The sequence below is a fragment of the Pseudoalteromonas sp. 2CM28B genome, from assembly GCF_023161935.1.
In genome coordinates, this window is the sequence record NZ_JALNTH010000011.1 from 159,550 (window position 1) to 183,283 (window position 23,734).

A 23,734-nucleotide genomic window follows, 5' to 3' on the forward strand; every position below is an offset into this window, starting at 1 on the left:
TTAATGAGACTTAAACATTTAGCCTTGGCATCTTTTGCTATTTTGTCTTTAAGCGCTTGTCAGGCTACTACTAAACCTGCTGCTATTATTAATGTGCCATTTACTGCGCCACTTGCATCAGACTTTAGAAATGAAATTGCCATTGCTCGTTTTTCAGAGCTATTAAATAGAGCAGACTTAAGTACAGAGCAACAAGCAAAGCTCTATTATGACCGTGGTGTGCTGTTTGATAGCTTAGGCATGACCACTTTATCGCGAATTGATTTTAACCGAGCTGTTAAACTGAAACCTGATTTGGCTGAAGTGTATAACTTTTTGGGGATTCAACATACCTTGATGCAGCAATACGAAAAAGCATACGAGTATTTTGATTCAGCCATAGAGTTAGACCAAGAACATGAATATGCGTATTTAAATCGTGGTATTGCTTTGTACTATGGTGATAGAGCCACGCTTGCAAAGGATGACTTTAAAACGTTTTTGGAGCGCTCTCCTAACGATCCTTATCGTGTGCTGTGGCTTTATTTAGCGCAGGCCGCACAAGATAAAACTCAGGCACTCGCTTCGTTAAAAGCTAATGCGGCGGCCCTTGATGAAAACGAATGGGCATATCAGCTTATTGCTTTGTATGTAGGTGATATGAGTGAAAAAGCATTTTTTTCAGGGATAGCCGATGGTGTGAGTTCACAACAAGAATATGCTCAACGTTTATGTGAAGCTTATTTTTACTTAGCTAAACAGCACCAAGCCGCAGGTGAGCTTTCAATTGCAACAGATTACTTTAAGTTGGCGCTAGCAACGAACGTTCATGAATTTATAGAATATAAATATGCACGTTTAGAGCTTGAGTTGATGGCTAGTGAAAGCGCGGGCTAACTTTTTTAAATTAAGTATTTTATTACTGTGCGCTAGCTTAATTAGTGGCTCCAGTAATAAACAAAATAGCATTGGCTTTTGGCAAGTATTGCACGCCAAAGCCAATGTGATTGATAGTTATTGGCAATTCCCTGGTTACTTTGCATCGCATATTTTACAACTCCCCCCGATCTCATTAGCTACCTTAGCACGCAATAAAATAGCCCATGCACAATACGGATATGGGTTATCATTAATAGCCAATAATCAAACTGAAACCGCCAAGCTCTTTTGGCAAGCAAGCCTCGATGAGATAACAATTAAACAACAAAAACATCTCGCAGCTTCATTGCTTGCTCAACAGCGTTGGCAAGATTTAGCGTTATTAAAAGCTCACAATAAGTTACCTAAAGGGGATGCCTTTTATCATTTACAGTTACAACAGCGTGCTCCTTTCGATGCATTAAACCACTCATTTATGAATAAATTAGGGTTTTTGGTAGCGAGCGAGCAAATTGAGATACAAAAGCAATGCACATTTAATGTGCTAATGCTGAGCGATCACCGTGATGGTTTATATAGGCTCAACCACTTTGTGAAAAAATACGCACAACACCCAGAGCCTAGTAGTAATGCATTTTGTTTTTCAAAGCCTATATATGTTGGTAATGCAATTGCTTGTAACAGCACTAAAGCAACGCTTGCGCAGTGCGATTGGCAACAGTCATCACTTAAGCAGCGGCTTCCTAAAGGATTCGATTTTGCGATTATGATGCCAAAGCAAGGTACTGCCAATGTACATCAGGGCTTAATGCATATTAACTCGCAGGCCAATTATGCGGTCTTTTTACATGAATTAATGCACTTTAATGGTTTTGAAGATGAATACGCTTTACCAGCAAAAAAACAAGCTTGGCTTTGTCAGCTTGAGGGGTTGGTTGCCCCTAACTTGTTTATTGCTCATAACACTGATGCGCCAAAAGGATGGCACAAAAGCAAAAGCTGTCAGCAAGGAGGTGTTGCTTATAAGCCAAGCGCACAGTGGTCTATTATGCAATATCAACAGGTTGGACTTTCAGATCAATATCGGGTTTTGTGGCAAACTCATATAGAGCAACATGCAGATTTATTCCCGCGCTTTTAATCATTAAATAGAGTACTTTTAGGTTGTTTAACCAATGATTATACGATCCTATTAAAACGGCTTAAAAGCTGAGCCGGTTTTATCTCAGTTCATTAATTTATAGACTTTTTTGCTTGATTGTTGCCCCGCTAGAAGCGCTTTCTATAGACAAAAACCATGTTTATCAGTATAACTGTACGTATTAATGTTGTTAAAAAACAGATATAAAACGTATACCCAAGTCACTTTGGTATTTAATAATAACAAGTAGCGAATTGATAAACTTTATGATTCAAAAAGGCCCTTCATTATGACTTTGCTCTGGATACCCCTGTTATCCTTATTAGGCAGTGTTATTTCTGCATGCACCGGCAAACTTTCTCGAAATCAGGCAACGAGCCTAACGGCTATTGCGCCTTTAGCCGCGCTTGCAATTACACTTTATCATGCGCCTGCGGTTCTCGCGGGAGAAACCATTCGTTTTAGCGCGCAGTGGATACCTGCTTTAGGGCTGGATATTTCCTTACGCTTAGATGGCTTGAGTTTACTGTTTTTATTTATGATTTTAGGAATAGGGCTGCTGGTTATTTTGTATGCCCGTTATTACCTAAGTCAAAACGATTCACTGCCAAAGCTATTTAGTTACTTAATGTTATTTATGACCGCCATGCTGGGCATTGTTATGTCAAACAATGTGATTCAGTTATGGGTGTTTTGGGAGCTAACCAGTATTAGCTCGTTCTTGTTGATTAGTTACTGGTGGCATAAATCAGAGGCGCGCAAGGGGGCGCGTATGGCACTGGCGGTAACTGGTGCGGGTGGGTTAGCATTACTGGGCGGCTTAATGCTGCTAGGTGATATTGTTGGAAGCTACGACCTAGACACTATTTTAGCTAGCAAAGCGATTATTCAATCACATGATTTATACGAATTAGCGCTGGTGCTAGTATTACTAGGCGCCTTTACTAAGTCTGCACAATTTCCGTTTCATTTTTGGTTACCCCATGCCATGGCAGCACCTACACCGGTTAGTGCCTATTTACACTCTGCCACTATGGTAAAAGCGGGTATCTTTTTACTTGCGCGTTTTTATCCAGCACTGGCGGGAACCGACACTTGGTTTTTATTAGTCGGTTTGACGGGTTTAACTACACTTTTATTTGGCGCTTACATCGCGCTATTCAAACATGATTTAAAAGGCTTATTAGCCTATTCAACAATTAGTCATTTAGGCCTAATTACTCTATTACTCGGCCTAGACACACAACTTGCAACTGTAGCCGCTATTTTTCATATTATTAACCATGCTACGTTTAAAGCGTCGTTATTTATGGCCGCGGGTATTATTGACCATGAAACCGGCACGCGTGATATGCGCAAACTCAATGGCATGTGGCGCTACTTACCTTATACAGCTACATTGGCGATGGTGGCCGCAGCTGCAATGGCCGGTGTACCGCTATTAAATGGTTTCTTATCTAAAGAAATGTTTTTTGCTGAAACACTGCATCAGCAAGTACTGGGCTCTATGTCGTGGTTAATTCCTGTGCTGGCAACCGTTGCAGGTGCGCTGTCGGTAGCGTACTCATCTCGCTTTATACATGACGTGTTCTTTAATGGTGAACCGATAGACTTACCACGCACCCCTCATGAGGCGCCACGTTATATGCGTGTGCCTATCGAAATCTTAGTGGTGCTGTGTATTTTAGTGGGTATTTTTCCGCACTTTGCAGTAGATGGTATTTTATCGGCTGCCTCATTGGCGGTGCTTGGCCAAGCTATGCCTGAGTACAAGCTAACTATTTGGCACGGTTTTAATTTACCTCTACTTATGAGTGGTATGGCGGTAATTGGTGGTTTATTTATTTACGTCAATCGTAAGTACTTATTTCAGTTCCAAGCGTCGTTACCCCCTTTTAATGCTAAAAAAATATTCGAGCGTTTTTTAGCGGTTGTGGTTAATTGGTGTCAAAACAAAATCCAATCAACAGAAAATGGCTCATTACAACGCTATGTATTTATTATGTTAGGCGTTGTATTACTTGCCTCAGGTTGGCCATTATTTGAAATGAAACAGCTAGCTGGCAGTGTGCCTAATACCCCAATTGATATTCAAAATGCTATAGGTACAGGGCTACTGATTATTGGTGCTATTGCTACCGTTATTTGGCATCGAATTCGGATGGTGTCGTTATTAATGCTGTCGATTGTGGGATTAATGGTGTCGGTGGCGTTTACACGTTTTTCAGCGCCTGACTTGGCCTTAACGCAACTTACAGTAGAAGTTGCAACTATCATATTATTAATGTTGGCACTGTTTTTCTTACCGCAAAGTACACCAAGAGAGTCAAGCTCGTTGCGTATTTTACGTGATGTGGTTATTTCCTCTACGGTGGGGGTAATTATTGCTAGTATTTGTTATGCATTACTGACCCGTCCTCTTAATTCAATTTCTGAATTCTTTGTCGCTAATGCTAAAACAGGCGGTGGGGGTACTAACGTTGTTAACGTTATTTTAGTTGATTTTAGGGGCTTTGATACCTTAGGTGAAATCACCGTGTTAGGGATTGCAGCACTGGGTATATTTAAACTGTTATCAAGAATTCCGCTTTATATGCCAGCAAGCGACAGTGAAGGGCGCCCATGGTCTAAAGACCGTCACCCTATTTTATTGGCTTGTATTTCACAAAGCTTATTACCATTGGCGCTATTAGTATCCGCTTATATTTTCTTACGTGGTCATAACTTACCGGGCGGTGGATTTATTGCCGGCCTCGTGACCTCTATTGCCTTTATTTTACAATATATGGCCCATGGTACTGCGTGGATTAATGAACGTTTTGATGTTAACTATCGAAAAATTATTGCATCAGGTATCGCTATCGCCATGTTTACGGGTGTAGGAAGTTGGTTCTTCGATAAACCATTCTTAACTACCTGGTTTGATTACTTTGATATTCCGTTTGTTGGTAAAACAGAGCTTGCCAGCGCCATTGTATTTGACTTGGGCGTGTACTTAACCGTTGTTGGCGCGACGCTAATGATCCTTGCGAGCTTAGGTAATATGACAGCGAACGCAGAGAAAGAAGAGGTAAATATTTAATGGAACTGTTATACGCATCTTGCGTTGGCGTGCTAGTCACCTGTGGTGTGTTCTTATTATTAAGAGCGCGCACATTCCCAGTGGTACTGGGGCTGACAATGATTTCTTACGCGGTTAATTTGTTTTTATTCTCATCAGGGCGCTTAACTATCAATAAAGCGGTGGTACTTGGAACTGGCGCTGATTACGCCGATCCGCTGCCACAAGCCTTAGTATTAACAGCTATTGTAATAGGATTTGCCATGACTGCGTTTGTGGTTATTTTATCGATACGAGGGCGAGCAGATTTAGGGAATGATCATGTTGATGGCACCCTAACCAGAAGTAAACGCAAGGAGAGAAAATGATTCAGCATTTAGCATCTTTGCCTGTTTTAATGCCTATGCTAGCGGCAATCATTCTGCTACTGCCACCGTGTGGCAAAAGTTTATTTGCACGGCGATTAACTTCAAGCCTAATGGCTATTTTAACCTTTGTAATTACAGTATTACTGCTGGTTCAGGTTAAAGATAACGGGGTTATTGTTTATGCAATCGGTAACTGGTCAGCGCCGTTTGGTATTGTACTGGTAGCAGATATGCTCTCAACTTTACTGGTTACTTTAACCGCCTTTTTAGGTCTTGGTGTGGTTTTATATGGGTGTGCCGGCGATGACGAGCAAGGCAGCTTTTTCCATCCCTTGGTTCATTTTTTAATATTAGGGGTAAATGGTGCGTTTTTAACGGGCGATTTATTTAACGTCTTTGTCTTTTTTGAAGTGTTACTAATTGCTTCTTATGCGCTATTAATGCACGGCGGCGGTAAACCAAAAACACGTGCAGCACTGCATTACGTTATTTTAAACTTAGTTGGCTCAAGTGTATTTTTAATCGGCTTAGGTATTTTATATGGGGTATTGGGTACCCTAAACATTGCTGATATGGCTAATAAAGTACCGCAGTTAATCGGTGATGATGTTTATTTAGCTAAAGCGGGCGGGTTACTATTGCTTGTGGTATTTGCCCTTAAAAGTGCACTATTACCACTGCATTTATGGCTCCCAAATGCCTATTCAAGTGCGACACCTGTGGTTGCTGCATTATTCGCGATTATGACCAAAGTAGGTGTTTACGCCACTTTACGCGTATATACAGTGGTATTTGGTGAGCAAGCCGGTGAACTTGAGCATATGGCGCAGTCTTGGTTATGGGCGTTGGCCATTGCTACCATAGTGATTGGGGCAATTGGGGTGTTGGCAGCACAAGATTTACGTAAGCTTACCGCAAACTTAGTACTGGTTTCTGTGGGTACTTTAGTGGCACTGGTTGCACTTCAAAATATAAACGCCACAGCTGCACTATTGTATTATTTAGTACACTCAACGTTAGTGACTGCAGCACTATTTTTACTCGCTGATTTAATTGCAACTCAGCGAGGTAAGGTCGGCGACAGATTAGTTGGCGGACGCGCAGTTAAGCAACCATTCTTGTTGGGAGCGTGTTTTATTATCGCTGGACTAACCGTCATAGGTATGCCGCCACTTTCAGGTTTTGTAGGTAAAATTTGGATTTTAAAAACCACCTTAAACAGTGAGCAAGCACTGGTATTTTGGCCTGTTTACTTAATTATGAGCTTAGCGTTAATTGTTGCTATATCACGTGCAGGCACGAGTTTGTTTTGGGAGCATAAAGACAAAGGCGGTGATGCTGGTGATGTTGCTAATGCACATCCGTTGCAAGTTATCGTACTTGTTGGCCTGCTCACAAGCTCAATACTGTTGGTTGTTTTTGGTGATTTTGCAACGCAATATGCACTTGAAACAGCAACACAACTTCACGATATTAGTGGTGGTATTAATGCGGTACTCAAGGGAGGTCTGTAATGCGCTTAGAAGCTCGTTTTCGTTGGTTACCCACACCGTTTCGTAGTCTATTTTTATTTATAGTATGGCTATTATTAAATAACAGTGTGTCTGTAGGGCATATTATATTGGGTGCATTGTTAGCACTGCTTATTCCTTTATTTAGTATGTCATTTAGAGATCCACAACCACTCATATTAAAGCCTGGCTTGGCGTTTAAGCAGTTACTTATTGTGCTTTACGATATTATTGTGGCTAATTTACAAGTGGCCTTATTAATAATGGGCCCTTCAAAAAATTTACGTCCAGGTTTTGTTAAAGTGCCTATCGATTTAATGCATGAAATGCCAATTACTATTTTAGCTAGTTGTGTGTCTTTAACGCCGGGTACAGTAAGTGCTGAGGTTTATCCTCTCATTAAGTCACTTAATGAAGACGATGAACCTGCGCAGCGATATTTATTAATTCACGTGTTGGATTTAGATGATGAGCAAGCACTTATCAAACAAATTAAAGCACGCTACGAAGCTCCCCTAAAGGAGATATTTCAATGTTAGATACAGTATTACTGATTGTTTTTTCAATGGTTGGATTGTCATTACTACTAAATCTATGGCGACTTATTATTGGTCCATCTGTACCAGATCGTATTTTGGCGCTCGATACAATGTACATTAACGTTATTGCATTGATTATTTTATATAGCATCAGTATGGGAACAGGTTTATATTTTGAAGCCGCTTTGCTTATCGCAATGTTAGGTTTTATAAGTACTGTGGCAGTATGTAAGTATTTACTTCGTGGCGATATAATTGAGTAAGGTATTAAAATGATAAGTGAATGGATCGTATCAATATTGCTGTTGTTTGGTGGGCTCTTTATTTTAATTGGCTCTATTGGCTTAATTAAACTGCCGGACTTTTTTATGCGTTTACATGGGCCAACTAAAGCAACCACTTTAGGGATGGCAAGTATACTCACGGCTGCGATGGTATTTTTTGCCAATTCAGCTAGTGGCTTAAGCTTAAAAGAAATATTAATCACTATATTTTTATTAATCACGGCGCCCATTAGTGGTTATATGCTAATTAAAACCGCTATTCATCATAAGTTAAAAGCCAAAGATGGAACGAAAGGACTCGATAATATCGAAAAAGATTAACCCTAAAAAACGACAAAAAGCCGAATAATGGTAGTTATTCGGCTTTTTGTTTTTTTGGTTGTTCCCATTTACAACACTTATTGAACATGTGAGTATGGCGTAAATTCAAATACAAAAAGGATATTAATATGGGTAAGGTATTACTTTTATCACTACTTATTTTTTCAACTAACTTATATGCAGCGCAAACTACTAAGCAACAAAAAATTGATGAGCTGGTAGAGGTGATGAATATGGACGCTATGGTTGACTCTATGTATTCTCAAGTTGAGGGCATGATGCAAAATATGTCGGTGCAAATGGGTGTAAAGCCAGATGAAAAGCCAATATTTGATAAATATTATGCCGATATGACTGAGGTGCTAAAAACTAAAATGAGCTGGCAAAAAATGCAGCCTATGATGGTTAACCTTTATGATAAGCAATTTAGTGAGCAAGAGATTAGCGATATGCTCGATTTTTATAAAACAGAGTCAGGGCAAGCTATTTTGAAAAAAATGCCACAGGTGATGCAAGCATCTATGCAAATGTCACAATCTTTAGTGCAAGAGGCTATGCCTGAGATCCAAGCAATTGCTGGGCAGCTAGGTGAAGCACTTAAACAATCGCGTAGCGAAGCGAATTAAACTATAGTTAACCTAACTCGCAGCAAAATAACGTCTACATTTTCTAGCAGTCACTATTTTGTGACTGCTATATTCTTCCTCTTCTTTAAGCAAGCGTAATCACTTATTTAATGTGCCGATAACGCATTCCCTGAGTTTTAAAATAGCGGTTGACCTGTGTGTTGCACATAGGTTTATTATGTCACTACTAAAAGCCGATGGAGTGAGTTATGTATGTTAAACAGCTAGCTGAAATCATGGAAGTGACCCAAGATACAGTGCGGCACTACACGCGTATAAAGCTACTTAACCCCATTCGTAGCCAAAGCAATGGCTATCAAGTGTATACCGCTGCCGATCAACAGCGTTTAAAGTTTATTATTAGTGCACGGCAACTTGGTTTTTCTATTAAAGATATTCAGCAAATAGTTGCTCAGTCGGAGCTAGGGAATTGCCCATGCCCACTGACACGACAATTAATAGCAAAGCGACTTGAAGAAACAGAGCGGTTATTTCAAGAAACACTCAAACTAAGAACGCGTATGCAAGCAGCGGTAAAACAGTGGGAAAACTCAAGCGATGGTGCTGTAAGTGCCGATATATGTAGTTTAATTGAGTCCTTTGTAGATCCCCTTAACGAACAAGTGAGTTCCGAGGAAGCAAAATGAGCAACAATAAAGACACAGTGCAAAATTTTATAATTGAAGGTGCCAATTGCGGCAGCTGCGTCGCAAAAATAGAAAAAGCGTTAAAAAGCGTATCAGGTGCGCAGCGTGTTGAAATGAACTTTGCTGATCGCAGTGTGCAAGTTGAAGGCAATGCGCCATCAGCTGAGCTGATTGAAGCAGTCGAAAATATTGGTTACAAGGCTAAGCCAATGAATAGCGAGTCGGAGCAAGACGCGCTAGATGAAAAAGCCAAAGCCGATAACGCGCACTATAAAAAGCTAATGCGTAATATGGTATTGGCGCTAGGCGTTGGCGCTCCGCTTATGTTGTATGGGCTTATTTTTGATATGAGTGTTACCACCAATGCGCAGCGCATTGGCTGGTTTATTGTTGGTATAGTCACTTTAGTGGTTATGGCCATTGCGGGTGAACAGTTTTATAACGGCGCATGGCAGTCATTTAAAAACCACACCGCCAATATGGATACACTGATTGCGTTGGGCACAGGTACCGCGTGGTTGTATTCTATGGTGGTAGTCATTGCGCCAGGCGTGCTACCCGAGGTGGCCAGGCATGTTTATTTTGAAGCCTCAGCGATGATCATCGGTTTAATTAGCCTAGGCCTTGCCTTTGAAGTAAAAGCCCGCGGTCGCACATCTGAGGCGATAAAACGCTTAATCGGTTTGCAGCCAAAAACTGCTCGAGTAGTGCGTGATAACAAAGAGCAAGATATAGCTATTAGTGAGGTACTAAAAAACGAGACTGTGCGTGTACGCCCCGGTGAAAAAATCCCCGTGGATGGTGAAGTCATTGAAGGTAGCAGCTCAGTGGATGAGTCAATGCTCACGGGTGAGCCTATGCCAGTGAACAAAAGTGAGGGCGATACCGTTGTTGCAGGCAGCATTAATAAAAGTGGCACGTTGCTATTTAAAGCCACTCATATTGGCAGTGAAACCACACTTGCCAGTATTATTAATATGGTTAAACGAGCACAAAATTCTAAACCCTCCATAGGGCGTTTAGCCGATGTAATATCCGGCGTATTTGTTCCTACGGTAATGATTATTGCAGTGCTCGCGGGCCTTGCATGGCTTAATTTTGGCCCCGAGCCGAGCGTTGCTTATGCGGTAGTGGCCGTGACCACGGTGCTTATCATTGCCTGTCCGTGTGCGCTGGGTTTAGCAACCCCTATGTCAATTATGGTTGGGATAGGTAAAGCCGCTGAATCGGGAATACTTATTCGTAATGGAGAAGCGCTGCAAACCACCTCTAAAATTACCACCATGATTTTAGATAAAACCGGCACGATCACAGAAGGAAAACCCACCGTTACCGATATCATTAATTTTAATGACAGCGATAAAGTACAGGTGCTAAAGCTTGCCGCTAGTCTTGAAAGCGGCTCTGAACATCCTTTAGCGCAAGCCATTGTAAGTTATGCTGAAAATGAAGATATCACGATTGAAAAAGTCAGCGATTTTAACGCTGTGACGGGGCAAGGTGTTACAGGCATATTAAATGGGCAAACTTTATTGTTTGGCAATGAAGCGCTTATGAGCCAACACAATATCAGTATTGCAGAGGCAAAAGAGCAAGCTGAGCAATTAGCCAGCGCCGCTAAAACGCCAATGTATTTTGCAATTGATACCCAACTACAAGCCATTATAGCGGTGGCAGATCCGATAAAAGACGATTCAGCAGAGGCCATTAAACGTCTACAAAAAAAAGGTATCCATGTTGTTATGCTGACCGGTGATAACCAAGCTACCGCCAGAGCCGTCGCTAACAAAGTAGGTATTAAGGACTTTATTGCCCAAGTAATGCCTGATGACAAAGCCAGTGAAGTAACTAAGCGCCAAGCTAAAGGTGAAATAGTCGGTATGACGGGTGATGGTATAAACGATGCGCCGGCACTGGCACAGGCCGATGTTGGGTTTGCTATTGGCACTGGCACCGATGTGGCGATTGAGAGCGCTGATATCACCTTAATGCGTGGTTCATTACAGAGTCTTGGCGATGCCATTGCGGTTAGTAGCGCCACTATAGTCAATATTAAGCAAAATTTATTTGGTGCATTTATTTACAATGTGGCAGGTATTCCAATTGCTGCGGGGCTGTTATATCCATTCTTTGGTATATTACTCAACCCAATTGTTGCAGGTGCTGCTATGGCGCTGTCATCACTAACTGTGGTCACAAACGCCAATCGCCTGCGCTTTTTTAAACCCAGTAAATCGTAATTTTATAAATAGGAGTAGCATTATGTTGATGTTCAATATACTCGGCGCATTGTTAATTGCGGTTATTATTTACTGGTTTTGGCTATATAAACCTAAGCAAGTGCAGAGTAATAACAACAAAATAACGATAGTGGTTAATAACGGCGTTTATTATCCTGCCCGTATTAAAGTGGCTGCTGATAAAAAAGTAACGCTAACGTTTAATCGACAAGACAGCGCTCCATGCGCCGAAACGGTGGTGTTTCCTTCACTCGATATCAGTAAAACGCTCGCTATGGGTGAGAATAACACTGTTGAGCTGCCGGCACTTAAAGTGGGTGAATATGCTTTTCATTGCCAAATGCAAATGTATAAAGGCACGTTATTAGTGTCTTGAATATTAGGGTCTGTTGACCTTTGCGGATTACAATTTGTTCAAACTAGGAGCGGTTTAATCGCGGCGCGAGGTTTGTAACCTAGTGGACTAAGTAAGAACCGAGCAAAGCTTCCGCGTCCTGCTCACGCCCCTTACCTACATCCATGTAGGCAACAAAGAGTAAATCGCCCCTAGGCAGAATCCGAAGGGCAGCGCCTGTTTGGCATTGATGCTGCGTTATCGCCTTTTTATGGGGAATAACCACACCACATAGGCTCTGCCTTGCCTAAATACCAAACAGACTGCTGCAAATTTAACCTTGAAAGGTCAACAGACCCTAGATTAATAAAACTAAAAATGGATCCGATGCGTTTGTTCAAGCAGAAAACTGAGAAGGCGTAGTATGAATAAATTAAACCCTAAAAAACTGTTTAATAGTAAATGGACAGCGATCCCAGCAATTAATAAGGAAAAACATTTTATTATTGTTGAGGTTGAGTTTGATGAAGACGGCAACGTCGTTGAATGTATCACTGAAGCGGTAATGTCAAAAAACCAATACCCAATCCAGTGGCGCGATTTAAAAGATCAGCAAAAATGGCTGCAAGGTTGGAAATAAAGCAGGCTGTTTAAAACACATTGCTCACGCTCATAGCCCTTATGAGCATGAGCGACTAGTTTATTGTTTTTTAGAACAACACATTGCTAGCGACTCTCCTCTATTACAGCTTGTTTTCATCCCAATTCGCCATTTGGCAACAAAACGAGAGTTTTTAAATCGTTCTTCAAACGTTTTTATAAAAATAATCTAAATATTATTTTAGTTATTATATTTCAATGCGTTATGCGTATTATTTTATACCGTTAAAGTAAGTATGTCGGATGTGTTCAGAGTCGGTTTATTCTCATAACTGCTCTAAACATGATTTTTCCGGTTTTTTCATTCCCATGTCTCTTTTTATTATGATTTAACTTATTGATTTTAAATGTTTATTTATTTCAGCCTCAGTGGTTGTTGCTAAAAAGCAACAAAATCATGGTTTATTTTTATTAAAATGCTTCAAAATAATTCTAACTGCATGTTTTTAAATAACTTTAAAAACATGGCATCGAAGTTGTAATACCTAAGCTGTATTTAGCAAAAACGTGATAAAGCACATCGCTTCATCGCACAAACTAATGAAGGAATTACATTATGAAAACACTTAAATCAACACTGGTATTAATGGCTTTAGCTTCTTCATCAGCGGCTTTAGCAGCAACCGATTTTGACACACTCGATGTGGATGGCAACGGCGCTATTAGCCAAGCTGAAGCATCAGTTGACGCCTCACTTATGAGCCAGTTTACTGAGCTTGATACTGACCAAAACGGTGAGTTATCTAAAGCAGAGTTTTCTAAGGCGTAACCAGCTTTAGTACTCAATACTATTACTGATTCTGAGTTGCCCAAGACAACCTAAATAGGCAAGGGAGCCTATGACAAAGAATCGCAAGGATATGAGGTTGATAGTTTTGAGCCAATTATTTTTTATTTGACGAACATTGCACACTTTGAAGGATTATATTATGAAAAAGTTACAATCAACACTGGTATTAATGGCGCTTGCTTCTTCATCTGCCGTATTTGCAAGCACAGACTTTGAAACGCTTGATGTAGATGGCAGTGGCACCATCAGCCAAGCAGAGGCATCGGTTGCTGCTGAGCTTATGGAGCAGTTTGCAGAGCTAGATGTAGATGGTAATGGTGAACTTTCTAAAGACGAATTTTCAGCGTATTAGTTTCCCTTAAGGATCTTTGAAAAGGACTTCTTACCATTTTAATTAAGGCATTTAGCCTAAGGATTAATTATGAAAACATTTACTAAAACACTCGCTTTAATTGCACTTGCTTCATCTTCAGCGGCTTTTGCTGCGGTTGACTTTGATTCTTTCGATACTGATGGCGACGGCGTTATTAGCCAGTCTGAAGCACAAGCTAACTCACAACTAGCCCAATTATTTGATGATTTAGATGTTGATAGCAACGGTGAGCTTTCAAAAGAAGAGTTCGCAAAAATTCAGTAGTTATATTACGGATGAAAGCGTTTATGTAATTTGTAAACGAGACATAAAAAGCAGCTAAGTAGTAAATACTCAGCTGCTTTTTTTGTGCGTGGCGGGAAATAGTGTATGCAGTTGTCACTAAAATAGTGCAATGGCGTCAATGAATTTAAATTAAGCTATTGATTTTTAATCTTTTTAATTTTTGGTTTTAAACTTGCTTAGCTGTTGATTAGGGTATTTAAGGAGCCTAATTATGGCGAGAATGAGTTATATAAGTAGTGTTGAGCGCTATAACGAATATGAGCAGATAATACATAGCTTATTAGAATCAATTTTAATGAGTATAGATGACGGCATCGCTAATAATCGTGATATGCGCTATTTAACAAAGCATTATCCTTTTTTAGAATTACAATACTGTTTAGACGAGAAGGGCTCACAACAGGGCAATAACGTTTGCTTTAAACGTGCCTACAATAAAAAATTGGCACAGAGAGGCAATAATCAGGATTTAAGTGAGCGGCCTTATTTTTTAAATGTAAAAGCCTGTAATGCTATTTGTTTTACTGCGCCTTATATTTCTATTGCGACCAACCATTTATGTATATCTGCGATTAAAGAATTAAACAAACCTATCAATAATCAACATTATTCAGTTGTTGATGTAAGTTTAACGCAGCTTATTGAGTTTGTGATGGGTGATACCGCACGTGCGACTATGTCACCTTATTTTAAAGCAGGTTATGGGATTATTGTGGCGTGCTTATTTAGTTTGGTGCTTTTTTTACTCAACATCGTATTTATCGACATCTATGAATTAATAACTCACGTAAATAGTTCGTCCGATCCCCTAGAACCCTTTAGCATCATTATTTATATCACGTTAGCATTGGCTGTTTTTGATCTTGGCAAAACAATTCTTGAGGAAGAAATCCTCATGCATAAAGATATTTTTAGACACTCATCAACACGACGAACCATTACCCGGTTTATCTCTACCGTGTTAATTGCTATATCAATTGAAGCACTACTCACTATGTTTAAAGCCGCATTAGGGCAATCAGAGTATTTAATGCCAGCTATAGCGATGATGCTTGCAGTGGTGGGACTTTTAATTGCTTTAGCGATATATGTGTATTTAGGGGCAAAAGCTGAAACATTGCTTACACAGGCACGGGTAAAACTAAAATCCTCCGAGTAGGAGGATTTTAAGTAGTGATGTTTAATTGTATTTATTGTTTGTCAGCGGTGCGTTTAGCTTTAAAGTCAGACTCGCTTGTCCATTTTGGCCAATCACCGTTATTCGCCAGTTGTGAGGCTATATCAACAATCAGTTCTACATCTTGTTTTACCCCACCTAATGACCAATCAGCTGAGTAATCGTCAGCTTCTTTATGGTATTTATGAGTGATGTAGTCAGGATCGGTATCACCTAAGCTCATAAACAGTAAGCTTGGCACACCTTGTTTGGCGAGTGAAAAATGATCCGATCTAAAAAATAAGCCATTTTGCGCACGAGGATCCAGTTTAACTTGACGTCCTTGCGCGTTTGCGGCTTTAGCTAAATAGTGTTCCATAGTCGAGAGGTCTTTACCGTACTGTAAAATATAGTCGGTGCTATCGAGTACGTTCATCCCATCAATATTTAGTAGGGCAACCATATTCTTTGTTGGGATCACGTCACCAGAGGCAAACTGGGCTGAACCAATTAAACCGGTTTCTTCGGCGGTGAAGTTGGCAAAAATAATCGAGCGTTTAAACGGTGTTTGCTGATGCATTTTTTGCATTATACGAGCAATCTCAAGGGTGGCCGCTGTGCCTGATGCGTTATCAACGGCGCCATTATAAATTTTAGGACCGCTGTCGGTTTGTTTAGTGCCAAAGTGATCCCAATGGGCACTAATAACGATGTATTCATCTGGGCTTTCACTGCCTGTGATTTTTGCGACCACATTATGTGATTTTGCATGTGACACTTCGTTTTTAAATGCAAGGGTCGCTTTTAAATTCAACGCTTTAGCTTGAAATTGCTCACCGAGTGCTTGTTGTTTTAATTGTTGGTAGTTTAAGTGTGCTGATGCAAATATTTGCTCGGTGGCATCGAGTGTTAGCCAGCCCATAACGGGCAATTCAGATGCATTGAGGTTGTTATCTATTAGACTGTATTTAGTGCCGGTATTTGAGCTTTCAACTACCCCCCAAGGGTATGCGGCAGGAGCTGTTTCGTGAACAATAAATACCGCTTTAGCGCCTTGGCGCGCGGCTTCTTCATATTTATAAGTCCAACGACCATAATAAGTCATGGCATTACCAGTAAATAACGTATCGTCTTGAGTGGCAAAGCCCGGATCGTTTACCAGCACAATAACGGTTTTACCGGTTACATCAATATTGGCGTAGTCGTTCCAGTTATATTCAGGGGCATTTATACCATAACCGACAAAGACCACATCAGAATTGCGAACATCAATAACAGGCTGTAATTGTTTAGTACGAGCAGTAAAGTCTTTACCCGCTTTAAAGCTTAAATCACCCATGGTCAATTGCATGTTTTGATCTGCGGTGATCATGGCCATTTTAACCGGATGTAAAAAATCACCGTTATAGGCACCAGTTAACCCTATGGCTTTGTATTGTTCACTCAAATAGCCAACGGTTTTTACTTCACCCAATGTTAATGGACCGCGGCCTTCAAAGTCATCAGAGGCAAGGGTTTTAATATGCTGTTTTATATTATTTAAACTAACGCCCGGACTGTTTTCGAGCGAGGAAGTGGGGGTTGCAGACTCTGAGCAACCCGTTAGTACAATAACTAAAAAAAATGTGATGGTTTTTATATAAGACATAATAAGTTAGGAAATAATATTTTTTTCGACTATAACCCCAAACAATAACACAATGCGAATTTTTATCCCTTTTAAACCTATTTTTATTCAGCTTACCTCTTTGGCCCTTTACCCATTAACCGCCATTAAGTAAGTTAAAAATAATAACAAAAGGGATAAGTAATGAAGCAATTTACTCGTCGGGATTTTTTAAAGGCAGTCAGTGTAGCTGCCGCTGCTGGTGTGGTTAGTAGCTGTGCATCTAGTGGCAGTGTTCATACTGGCGCGCCTATGCGCAACGTGAGTTTGCTGCCGATCACCCCCGTAACCAGCTCAATTATATTGCCGGTGACATGAACACGACGCTGATTAAAACTCTCAAAGGGCGCAGTATTATGGTGTAGCACGATACGACAACCCCTCGGCCGTACTCACGACATAACTTAATACAAGGCACGAATGGCGTGTTTGCAGGTTTCCCTAATCGTATTGCCCTTGAAACTGGTGGCTAAAAAAGTTTTCATGAGTGGAGTTATGATATGAGCGCATGGTATGAGCAGTACGACCATCCCTTATGGACAAAAATGGGTGAAGAGGCGCAGCGCAATGGTGGCCACGGTGACATGGACTTTTTAATGTTTTGGCGGATGATTTACTGCTTAAAAAATGGCGAACCGCTAGATCAAGACGTTTATGACGGGGCGGCATGGTCGGTTATTTCGCCGTTATCAGCCCAGTCTGTGAGTGAGCGTAGCCGCTCAATAGATATTCCCGATTTTATTCGCGGGGCATGGCAAACCGCACAGCCTTTGGGCATTGTAAGCTAAGCCAAATAAAAAAAAGCGCATGCGCTCTTTTTTTATTTATTGGTTATGTTTATTAGCTACTTCTCACATTAACCTTGAGTTTAAGCTTTTGACCTGGCTGTAAGTATTTTTGCCCAGCCAAGTCATTCCATTTAATTATCTCGCTCACGGTTAAATTAAACTTAGAGGCTATTCGCGCTAATGAATCACCTCGACGCACTTTATAAGTAATAGTGCGGTTGGTGTTATTAGCTGCCTCTTTAGGCTGATTTGCTGATTTATAAACAACCAATTTTTGATTTAAACGCAGCACTGCATTTTTCTTCAGCTTATTCCACTTAGCTAATTCACCCATAGTGACATCGTATTCGCGGCTTATGTCCCACAATGTGTCGCCACTTTTTACCGTGTGTGAGAGCTTAGTACGCAAACTTTTATTAGCGGCCGCTCGTACTTGCTGAGGTAAATGTTCACTGTTAATTTTACCATCTGTTAGCGGCACTAAAATTTGTTGGCCAACACGAATTACGTTTGAATTAAGCTTATTTAATGACTTTATTGCATTGGTGCTAGTGGCAAATTTACTGGCAATTACCGACAGGCTATCACCTTTTTTAACTTTGTATTGTTGCCAGCGAAGACGACTTTTAATGTCAGTTGCAGCCAATTTTTCTGTAAATTGCTCTACTTTATCGGTGGGTATTAATAAAAAGTGTGGACCATCAGGGTCTGTTGCCCAGCGGTTAAATCCAGGGTTTAGTCTGTATAGCTCGGTGAGGGTCATGTCAGCCATGTCGGCTGCCAGCGCTAAATCAATTTGTGACTCAATATTGACCACTTCAACCACTTGCGCGTTAATAATAGGCTTCCATGACACATTAAAATCATCAGCGCGCTTTAATAAATCGGCTAATGCTAATAATTTAGGCACGTAGGCAGTGGTTTCACGAGGTAAATCAAGTGACCAAAAATCGGTAGGTAAATGCTTTTTACGATTCTTTTTAATCGCACGCAGTAAGCGGCCTTCACCTGAGTTATAAGCTGCAATTGCGTTCAGCCAGTCACCCTCAAGGGTTTTGTGTAAGTATGAGAGATAATCAAGCGCTGCGCGAGTTGATTGCACAATGTCGCGACGCCCGTCATACCACCAGTTTTGTTTTAAATCAAAACGCTCGCCGGTTGCTGGCATAAATTGCCAAATACCCGATGCGGTGCGATGCGAGTAGCCATAAGGGTCAAAAGCACTTTCTACTATAGGTAAAAGTGCAATTTCGATTGGCATTTCACGCTTTTCAATTTCTTCAACAATAAAGTGCAAATACGGCTCAGCACGTTTAGAGATACGATCTAAGTATGCTTGATGGCGCGCATAATAGTTACGTTCAGCGACCACTGGGCGATTTTGGGGAATATCGATAGATAATTGGTAACGAATACGCTCCCAAACATCGTCAAACACAGGGGCTTCCTCTTCGATATCGTTCACTTGTTGATATTGCGCGTTCATCATCAGCGCCGTGTTAATATCGTTTGGGCTTGCGCCTTCAAGTTGGTCTTGTGCCTGATTTTGTGAATCTGTGTTTAACGTTGTCAGAGTTTGACAGCCGCTTAGCGCCATCGCTAAGACCAATAAAAGAGGAGATTTATTCATAAATACCAATACATAGGGTAAAAAAACTCGGCGAATACTACCCATAATGAGTCAACATTGCCACTTATGACCGTTAAAAGTTCCAAACAAATGTGATTAGAAAATGTTAACTTGTTGTTTATTAACTAATCGTTTTTTATTCTTGTTATTAAGACACATTTAACCTTAACAGAGCAACAGGCCCTAATTAAAAATGATCTTTGAATTTTCTCAGACTAGCAAAGTTTTCCCAAGGTTCATTGCTTTTTGTAACTAAACAATATTTTTTTGGTATTAATTCTGTAATGTTTGGCAAATTGCTACGCATAAAAGGATTAATTTTCAGCTCATGGCCTATGGTACTTGGCAACGTTATTTCATCTTTATTACGCAATTCATCCACTTGCTGGCTGTAAGCGAGTAACTCGGGGTTTCGTGGCTCAACCGCTTTTGCAAACGCCAAATTCGCCTGGGTGTATTCATGAGTGCAATACACTTTGCAATCACTCGGTAGTGCACTAAGTTTATTAAATGAATGCCACATTTGTTCTGGAGTGCCTTCAAATAAGCGCCCACAACCACCGCTAAATAATGTGTCGCCAGTAAAGGCAAGTGCATCATTAACATAACAAATATGATCGAGTGTGTGGCCAGGCGTGGTGATAATATTAAATGAGGTGCCTAAAACGGTAATCGTTTGGTCTTCATTTAAAGGGCGTGTAATTCCTTTAAATGGACTGTTACTTGGGCCGTAAACCTCAACGTTTGGATACTGTTTTACTAATTGGGCAACGCCATCAGTGTGATCATAATGATGATGCGTTATTAAAATACCGCCTAGGGTTAAATTATACTGTGCTAAATGCTCAGTGACCGGCTCTGATTGGCCAGGGTCAACCACCCACGCTTGGTTATTATGCTCGGTGGTTAAGCACCAAATGTAGTTATCAGAAAAGGCTTTAATTGCTTTGACTTGCACCATGTATCGTTGCTCTATAAAGTGGTATTTAATTAATATTATAACGAGCTTATATAATGAAACCAGCCTTTAGTTTTCAAGAAGGACCCAAACCGTTGTCATGGCAGCAGTTTCCGCATGGTGATCATTTACGTTGTGATATAGAACGCAAATTGTCGCCGTGGCTACCGCGTATGTTTGGCTATCATATGCTTAAATTGGGTAATTTAAGTGGTGAGTTAGATACCAGCAAAAGTTCCATTAAGCATCAAGTATGCGTTGCAGAGCCTGGCCCTTATACCGGAGTGGTGGCTGACATAGACGAACTGCCTTTTTATGAGCACAGTATAGATGCGTGCATTATGAGCCATTGTTTAGAGTATCACTCAGATCCGCATCATATATTACGTGAGGCTCATCGTACGCTTATTCCCGGCGGTTATATCGCCATTACGGGGTTTAATCCGTTTAGCTTTTGTGGCTTGGCGCAGTTACTGCCATTTAGTGGTCAAAAACTACCGTGGACAGGGCGCTTTTTTACCCCTGCACGGGTAAAAGACTGGCTTAATTTACTTGGATTTGAAATTGTGGCCGATGAGCGTTTTATTTATTCATCGTTGGCACGCGGTAACCGGTTGTCGCGGTTTGCGTTTTGGCGCAGCTTTACCAAGCAATATTTAAAACCTATGGGCAGTGTATATTTGCTGGTGGCACGAAAGCGTGTTGCGCCACTTACGCCAATAAAACCTAAGTGGCATGCACGGCCACAATTTGCGCCAATAAAAGGGGTAGGGCTTAGGCAGACCTCAAAGCAACATTATCAGCAAAATAAAAAATAGAGCGATATTGAGGGTTACGGTTGGTAACCTTCATCATCAATTAAGTTGTTGCCGCTGGCCGCATCACGGGCAAGGTCGTCAACAATTTCATTATATTTATGGCCACTGTGACCTTTTACCCATTTCCAAGTAACATCGTGCTCGGCGCAGGCTTTATCGAGACGTTTCCATAAGTCGACATTTTTAACCGGCTTTTTAGCAGAGGTTTGCCAACCGCGTTTTTTCCAATTGGTGATCCACGACTCAATGCCTTGTTTCACGTATTGGCTATCGGTAGTCAGGGTAACAGGGCATGAACGATTAAGTGATTCTAGCGCAACAATGGCAGCTAGCATTTCCATGCGGTTGTTTGTTGTGAGTTTGTAACCTTGACTTAATTTTTTTTCATGGGCTTCATAAATCATAAAAATACCATAACCACCGGGGCCTGGATTACCTAAACACGAACCATCGGTGTAAATCTCTACGGTTTTTTGCACTGTTTTACCTTGATATTATGTACAATAAAGTGATTATAGAAAGATACCAGAGTCAGGCTTAATTCGATATGGCACGCAGACAAATAGTTTTAGATACAGAAACCACCGGCATCGACCCTAAACAAGGGCATCGTATTATTGAGATAGGCTGTGTGGAGCTAATGAATCGTCGGTTAACCGGCAATAATTTTCACGTTTACATAAATCCACAACGCAGCATTGAAGAAGAAGCAATCGATGTTCACGGTATTACCAACGAATTTTTACGTGACAAACCGCTTTTTCGAGATATTGCCCAAGAGTTTTTTGACTATATTAAAGGCGCAGAACTCGTTATTCATAACGCACCGTTCGATATTGGCCATATGGATAATGAATTTGCGTTATTAAATCAAGGTTATCAAAACACCCATAGTTTTTGTGGGGTACTTGATACCCTTAAAATGGCGCGTGACTTGCATCCAGGACAAAAGAACAACCTGGATGCGCTTTGCCGTCGCTACGATGTTGATAACACTAAGCGGACGTTACACGGCGCCTTACTGGATTCTGAGATTTTAGCCGATGTTTACCTGGCAATGACCGGGGGACAAGTAAAGCTAAATCTAAATCAAAATAAAGATGACTCAAGTGAAGATCAAAAGGGCGGCATTAGGCGCTTAAACAGCGATAGAGCCCCATTGGTTGTTGTAGCAGCAAGCGAAGCAGAGCAAAGCGCACATCAATCACGTTTAGACATTGTACAAAAGGAGGGCGGCCATTGTTTATGGCGCGCTGAATAAGGCACTATTATGAAAACGCTATTAGTAGTTTCACTGTGTTTAATCGCCGCGTGCTTCATTCCCGATGCACACAGCGTTAAACAAGTTGAAGAGTTAAAAGGCAGCGGTAAACAAAATGAAATACCGTTACTGGATAACCGTTTTCGTATAGATGACAAAATTGATGAAATAAAATTAATATTTTTTAGACGTCCTGGGTCGCCTGCCGTTATTTTAGTTAGACCCGATGGTACTAAATACTTTGCAACCAATGCGGTAGGAAACACCAGCCTAGATTGGTACGACGAATTAAATTACGATCTAGTGGTTATTCGCAACCCTATGCCTGGGCCATGGCAAGTTATTGGCCAAATAATGCCACAGAGCCGTATTGTTGTAATTGGTGAGCTATTTCTTAAGGTTGATCCACTCCCTAAGATTCTTTTTCAGGGTGAAACTGTAAAGGTAACCGGTGAGATTTTAAATGATGGCGAGCCCATTCGCGCTAATCTTTTCAAAGATGCGGTATCGCTCAATGTGAGTTTTGTGAGTACTAATAATGAAAATTTTGAAAATTTTGGAGCGGGCATACAGCAAGTTACTGAATTTAAAGACGATGGCTACGGATTTGATGAAAGTGCAAAAGACGGTGTGTTTACGGGTGAGTTTACCTTAAATTTCACACCTGGCGAGTGGCGCCCTGAGCTTTATATTACCACTGATGTATTAGAGAGGCGGGTGGTTCAAGATCCTATTGTTGTGCATGAGCCGCCTTTTAGTTTTACCTCAGTTGAAGCAACCGATGAGGGGGACGATCACCGTATTACTATAAATATTGATGAAAAGTTATTAAAGCCTGAAACCGTGATCATGCAAGGGAAAATTTATTATCCCAATAATGAAGAGCAAGTATTTTACTTAGACACTAATAACACCGCAGTAAGAGAACTGGCTTTACAAGATTACGGATGGGGACGTTACAACATTGAAATTTCTGTGTTTGGCTCAACAGTAAATGACAGAGAGTTTATGGCTACGTTGCCAACCTATTTATTTGAAATAGAAAGACCGATAGAAGTTATCCCAGAAATTCCAAAAGCGAGCATCATTAAGGAAGAAAATATTCCAGAGCCTGTTATAAAACCAAAAGTAATGGCCACGGGATTAATAGCTAGTTTAATTATTGGTGGGAATTTGGTCATATTATTTATTGGTTGGTTATGTATTCGTGTTTTTGTGCAGAATAAACCAATAAAACTTAAATTGAATTTTGCTTTTTTAAAGAAAAAGAAAGCAACCGAGGCAAAAAAATCAGATCAGCAAAAAACAACTGATGCAAAAAATGGCTCAAAAAATGACAAAACAGGTGAAATTTTAAACCTTTCGATGTCAGATGACTAAAAAACCTGTAAAAAAACAAAAAAGCCCTTGACGAAGTAG

25 protein-coding genes and 1 pseudogene are annotated in these 23,734 nt (G+C 40.7%); 22 read left to right on the forward strand and 4 right to left on the reverse strand.

What is annotated here, in order from left to right; all coding sequences use genetic code 11:
* Positions 1-3 precede the first annotated feature (3 nt).
* The 17 genes from nlpI (at position 4) to MTN96_RS16465 (ending at position 15,197) form a co-directional block, all read left to right on the forward strand.
* The gene (gene nlpI / locus MTN96_RS16385; RefSeq protein ID WP_013464539.1) at positions 4-876 is read left to right on the forward strand and encodes a lipoprotein NlpI; all 873 of its coding nucleotides are present in this window, start codon (positions 4-6) and stop codon (positions 874-876) included.
* The gene (locus MTN96_RS16390; RefSeq protein ID WP_248532237.1) at positions 860-1,999 is read left to right on the forward strand and encodes a hypothetical protein; all 1,140 of its coding nucleotides are present in this window, start codon (positions 860-862) and stop codon (positions 1,997-1,999) included. Before nlpI ends, MTN96_RS16390 begins: the two co-directional genes overlap by 17 nt.
* 289 nt (positions 2,000-2,288) lie before the next feature.
* Positions 2,289-5,081, forward strand: coding sequence for a monovalent cation/H+ antiporter subunit A (locus MTN96_RS16395; protein WP_069440000.1), 2,793 nt, complete (start codon positions 2,289-2,291; stop codon positions 5,079-5,081).
* A complete protein-coding gene (locus MTN96_RS16400) occupies positions 5,081-5,428 on the forward strand; it encodes a Na+/H+ antiporter subunit C (protein WP_013464542.1) in 348 nt (115 codons plus the stop codon). Before MTN96_RS16395 ends, MTN96_RS16400 begins: the two co-directional genes overlap by 1 nt.
* The gene (locus tag MTN96_RS16405) at positions 5,425-6,942 is read left to right on the forward strand and encodes a monovalent cation/H+ antiporter subunit D (protein ID WP_248532238.1); all 1,518 of its coding nucleotides are present in this window, start codon (positions 5,425-5,427) and stop codon (positions 6,940-6,942) included. The genes MTN96_RS16400 and MTN96_RS16405 overlap by 4 nt, the downstream gene beginning before the upstream one ends.
* Positions 6,942-7,478 (forward strand): Na+/H+ antiporter subunit E, encoded by a 537-nt coding sequence (locus MTN96_RS16410; RefSeq protein ID WP_036983168.1) that lies wholly within the window; start codon positions 6,942-6,944, stop codon positions 7,476-7,478. Before MTN96_RS16405 ends, MTN96_RS16410 begins: the two co-directional genes overlap by 1 nt.
* On the forward strand, positions 7,472-7,741 hold the full coding sequence (locus MTN96_RS16415) for a K+/H+ antiporter subunit F (RefSeq protein WP_008114565.1): 270 nt from the start codon (positions 7,472-7,474) through the stop codon (positions 7,739-7,741). Before MTN96_RS16410 ends, MTN96_RS16415 begins: the two co-directional genes overlap by 7 nt.
* Before the next feature lie 9 nt (positions 7,742-7,750).
* On the forward strand, positions 7,751-8,083 hold the full coding sequence (locus MTN96_RS16420) for a Na+/H+ antiporter subunit G (RefSeq protein ID WP_214551812.1): 333 nt from the start codon (positions 7,751-7,753) through the stop codon (positions 8,081-8,083).
* 128 nt (positions 8,084-8,211) lie between these two features.
* Positions 8,212-8,709 (forward strand): DUF2059 domain-containing protein, encoded by a 498-nt coding sequence (locus MTN96_RS16425; RefSeq protein ID WP_069439997.1) that lies wholly within the window; start codon positions 8,212-8,214, stop codon positions 8,707-8,709.
* A 209-nt stretch (positions 8,710-8,918) separates the two neighbouring features.
* On the forward strand, positions 8,919-9,356 hold the full coding sequence (locus MTN96_RS16430) for a MerR family transcriptional regulator (RefSeq protein ID WP_248532239.1): 438 nt from the start codon (positions 8,919-8,921) through the stop codon (positions 9,354-9,356).
* Complete coding sequence (locus tag MTN96_RS16435; RefSeq protein ID WP_248532240.1) at positions 9,353-11,596, forward strand: heavy metal translocating P-type ATPase; 2,244 nt, start codon at positions 9,353-9,355, stop codon at positions 11,594-11,596. Before MTN96_RS16430 ends, MTN96_RS16435 begins: the two co-directional genes overlap by 4 nt.
* Positions 11,597-11,618: 22 nt before the next feature.
* Positions 11,619-11,972, forward strand: a complete 354-nt coding sequence (locus MTN96_RS16440) for a cupredoxin domain-containing protein (RefSeq protein ID WP_248532241.1) — start codon at positions 11,619-11,621, stop codon at positions 11,970-11,972.
* A gap of 382 nt (positions 11,973-12,354) precedes the next feature.
* Complete coding sequence (locus MTN96_RS16445; protein WP_036983160.1) at positions 12,355-12,570, forward strand: TIGR02450 family Trp-rich protein; 216 nt, start codon at positions 12,355-12,357, stop codon at positions 12,568-12,570.
* Positions 12,571-13,146: 576 nt separating this feature from the next.
* The gene (locus MTN96_RS16450; RefSeq protein ID WP_248532242.1) at positions 13,147-13,359 is read left to right on the forward strand and encodes a calmodulin; all 213 of its coding nucleotides are present in this window, start codon (positions 13,147-13,149) and stop codon (positions 13,357-13,359) included.
* A 160-nt stretch (positions 13,360-13,519) separates the two neighbouring features.
* Entirely contained in the window at positions 13,520-13,732 is a 213-nt protein-coding gene (locus tag MTN96_RS16455) for a calmodulin (RefSeq protein WP_008467121.1), read from the forward strand.
* Between the two features lie 69 nt (positions 13,733-13,801).
* Positions 13,802-14,017 (forward strand): calmodulin, encoded by a 216-nt coding sequence (locus tag MTN96_RS16460; protein ID WP_013464551.1) that lies wholly within the window; start codon positions 13,802-13,804, stop codon positions 14,015-14,017.
* Positions 14,018-14,249: 232 nt separating this feature from the next.
* Positions 14,250-15,197 (forward strand): general glycosylation pathway protein, encoded by a 948-nt coding sequence (locus MTN96_RS16465; protein WP_248532243.1) that lies wholly within the window; start codon positions 14,250-14,252, stop codon positions 15,195-15,197.
* A 31-nt stretch (positions 15,198-15,228) separates the two neighbouring features.
* On the opposite strand, the gene MTN96_RS16470 is transcribed toward MTN96_RS16465, so the two are convergent.
* A complete protein-coding gene (locus MTN96_RS16470) occupies positions 15,229-16,842 on the reverse strand; it encodes a M28 family metallopeptidase (protein ID WP_036983158.1) in 1,614 nt (537 codons plus the stop codon).
* A 162-nt stretch (positions 16,843-17,004) separates the two neighbouring features.
* Here MTN96_RS16470 and MTN96_RS16475 point away from each other — a divergent pair, with 162 nt between their 5' ends.
* Positions 17,005-17,178, forward strand: coding sequence for a twin-arginine translocation signal domain-containing protein (locus tag MTN96_RS16475; protein WP_248532244.1), 174 nt, complete (start codon positions 17,005-17,007; stop codon positions 17,176-17,178).
* Positions 17,109-17,648 (forward strand): annotated as a pseudogene (locus MTN96_RS16480) (alpha-N-acetylgalactosaminidase); the annotation flags it as partial. The gene MTN96_RS16475 and the pseudogene MTN96_RS16480, both read left to right, overlap by 70 nt.
* A 52-nt stretch (positions 17,649-17,700) precedes the next feature.
* On the opposite strand, the gene MTN96_RS16485 reads toward MTN96_RS16480, so the two are convergent.
* Complete coding sequence (locus tag MTN96_RS16485; protein WP_076921584.1) at positions 17,701-19,278, reverse strand: LysM peptidoglycan-binding domain-containing protein; 1,578 nt, start codon at positions 19,276-19,278, stop codon at positions 17,701-17,703.
* A 187-nt stretch (positions 19,279-19,465) separates the two neighbouring features.
* On the reverse strand, positions 19,466-20,239 hold the full coding sequence (gene gloB / locus MTN96_RS16490) for a hydroxyacylglutathione hydrolase (protein ID WP_248532245.1): 774 nt from the start codon (positions 20,237-20,239) through the stop codon (positions 19,466-19,468).
* Positions 20,240-20,292: 53 nt separating this feature from the next.
* On the opposite strand from gloB, the gene MTN96_RS16495 reads away from it, so the two are divergent.
* Positions 20,293-21,054, forward strand: a complete 762-nt coding sequence (locus tag MTN96_RS16495; protein ID WP_069439990.1) for a class I SAM-dependent methyltransferase — start codon at positions 20,293-20,295, stop codon at positions 21,052-21,054.
* A gap of 14 nt (positions 21,055-21,068) precedes the next feature.
* Here the strand turns inward: MTN96_RS16495 and rnhA are convergent, their stop codons facing one another.
* Positions 21,069-21,533 (reverse strand): ribonuclease HI, encoded by a 465-nt coding sequence (rnhA, locus tag MTN96_RS16500; RefSeq protein WP_013464557.1) that lies wholly within the window; start codon positions 21,531-21,533, stop codon positions 21,069-21,071.
* A 68-nt stretch (positions 21,534-21,601) separates the two neighbouring features.
* Here rnhA and dnaQ point away from each other — a divergent pair, with 68 nt between their 5' ends.
* Both dnaQ and MTN96_RS16510 read left to right on the forward strand, forming a co-directional pair.
* Positions 21,602-22,315, forward strand: coding sequence for a DNA polymerase III subunit epsilon (gene dnaQ / locus MTN96_RS16505; RefSeq protein ID WP_036983154.1), 714 nt, complete (start codon positions 21,602-21,604; stop codon positions 22,313-22,315).
* A 9-nt stretch (positions 22,316-22,324) separates the two neighbouring features.
* On the forward strand, positions 22,325-23,695 hold the full coding sequence (locus MTN96_RS16510; RefSeq protein WP_036983153.1) for a TIGR03503 family protein: 1,371 nt from the start codon (positions 22,325-22,327) through the stop codon (positions 23,693-23,695).
* Positions 23,696-23,734: the final 39 nt, after the last annotated feature.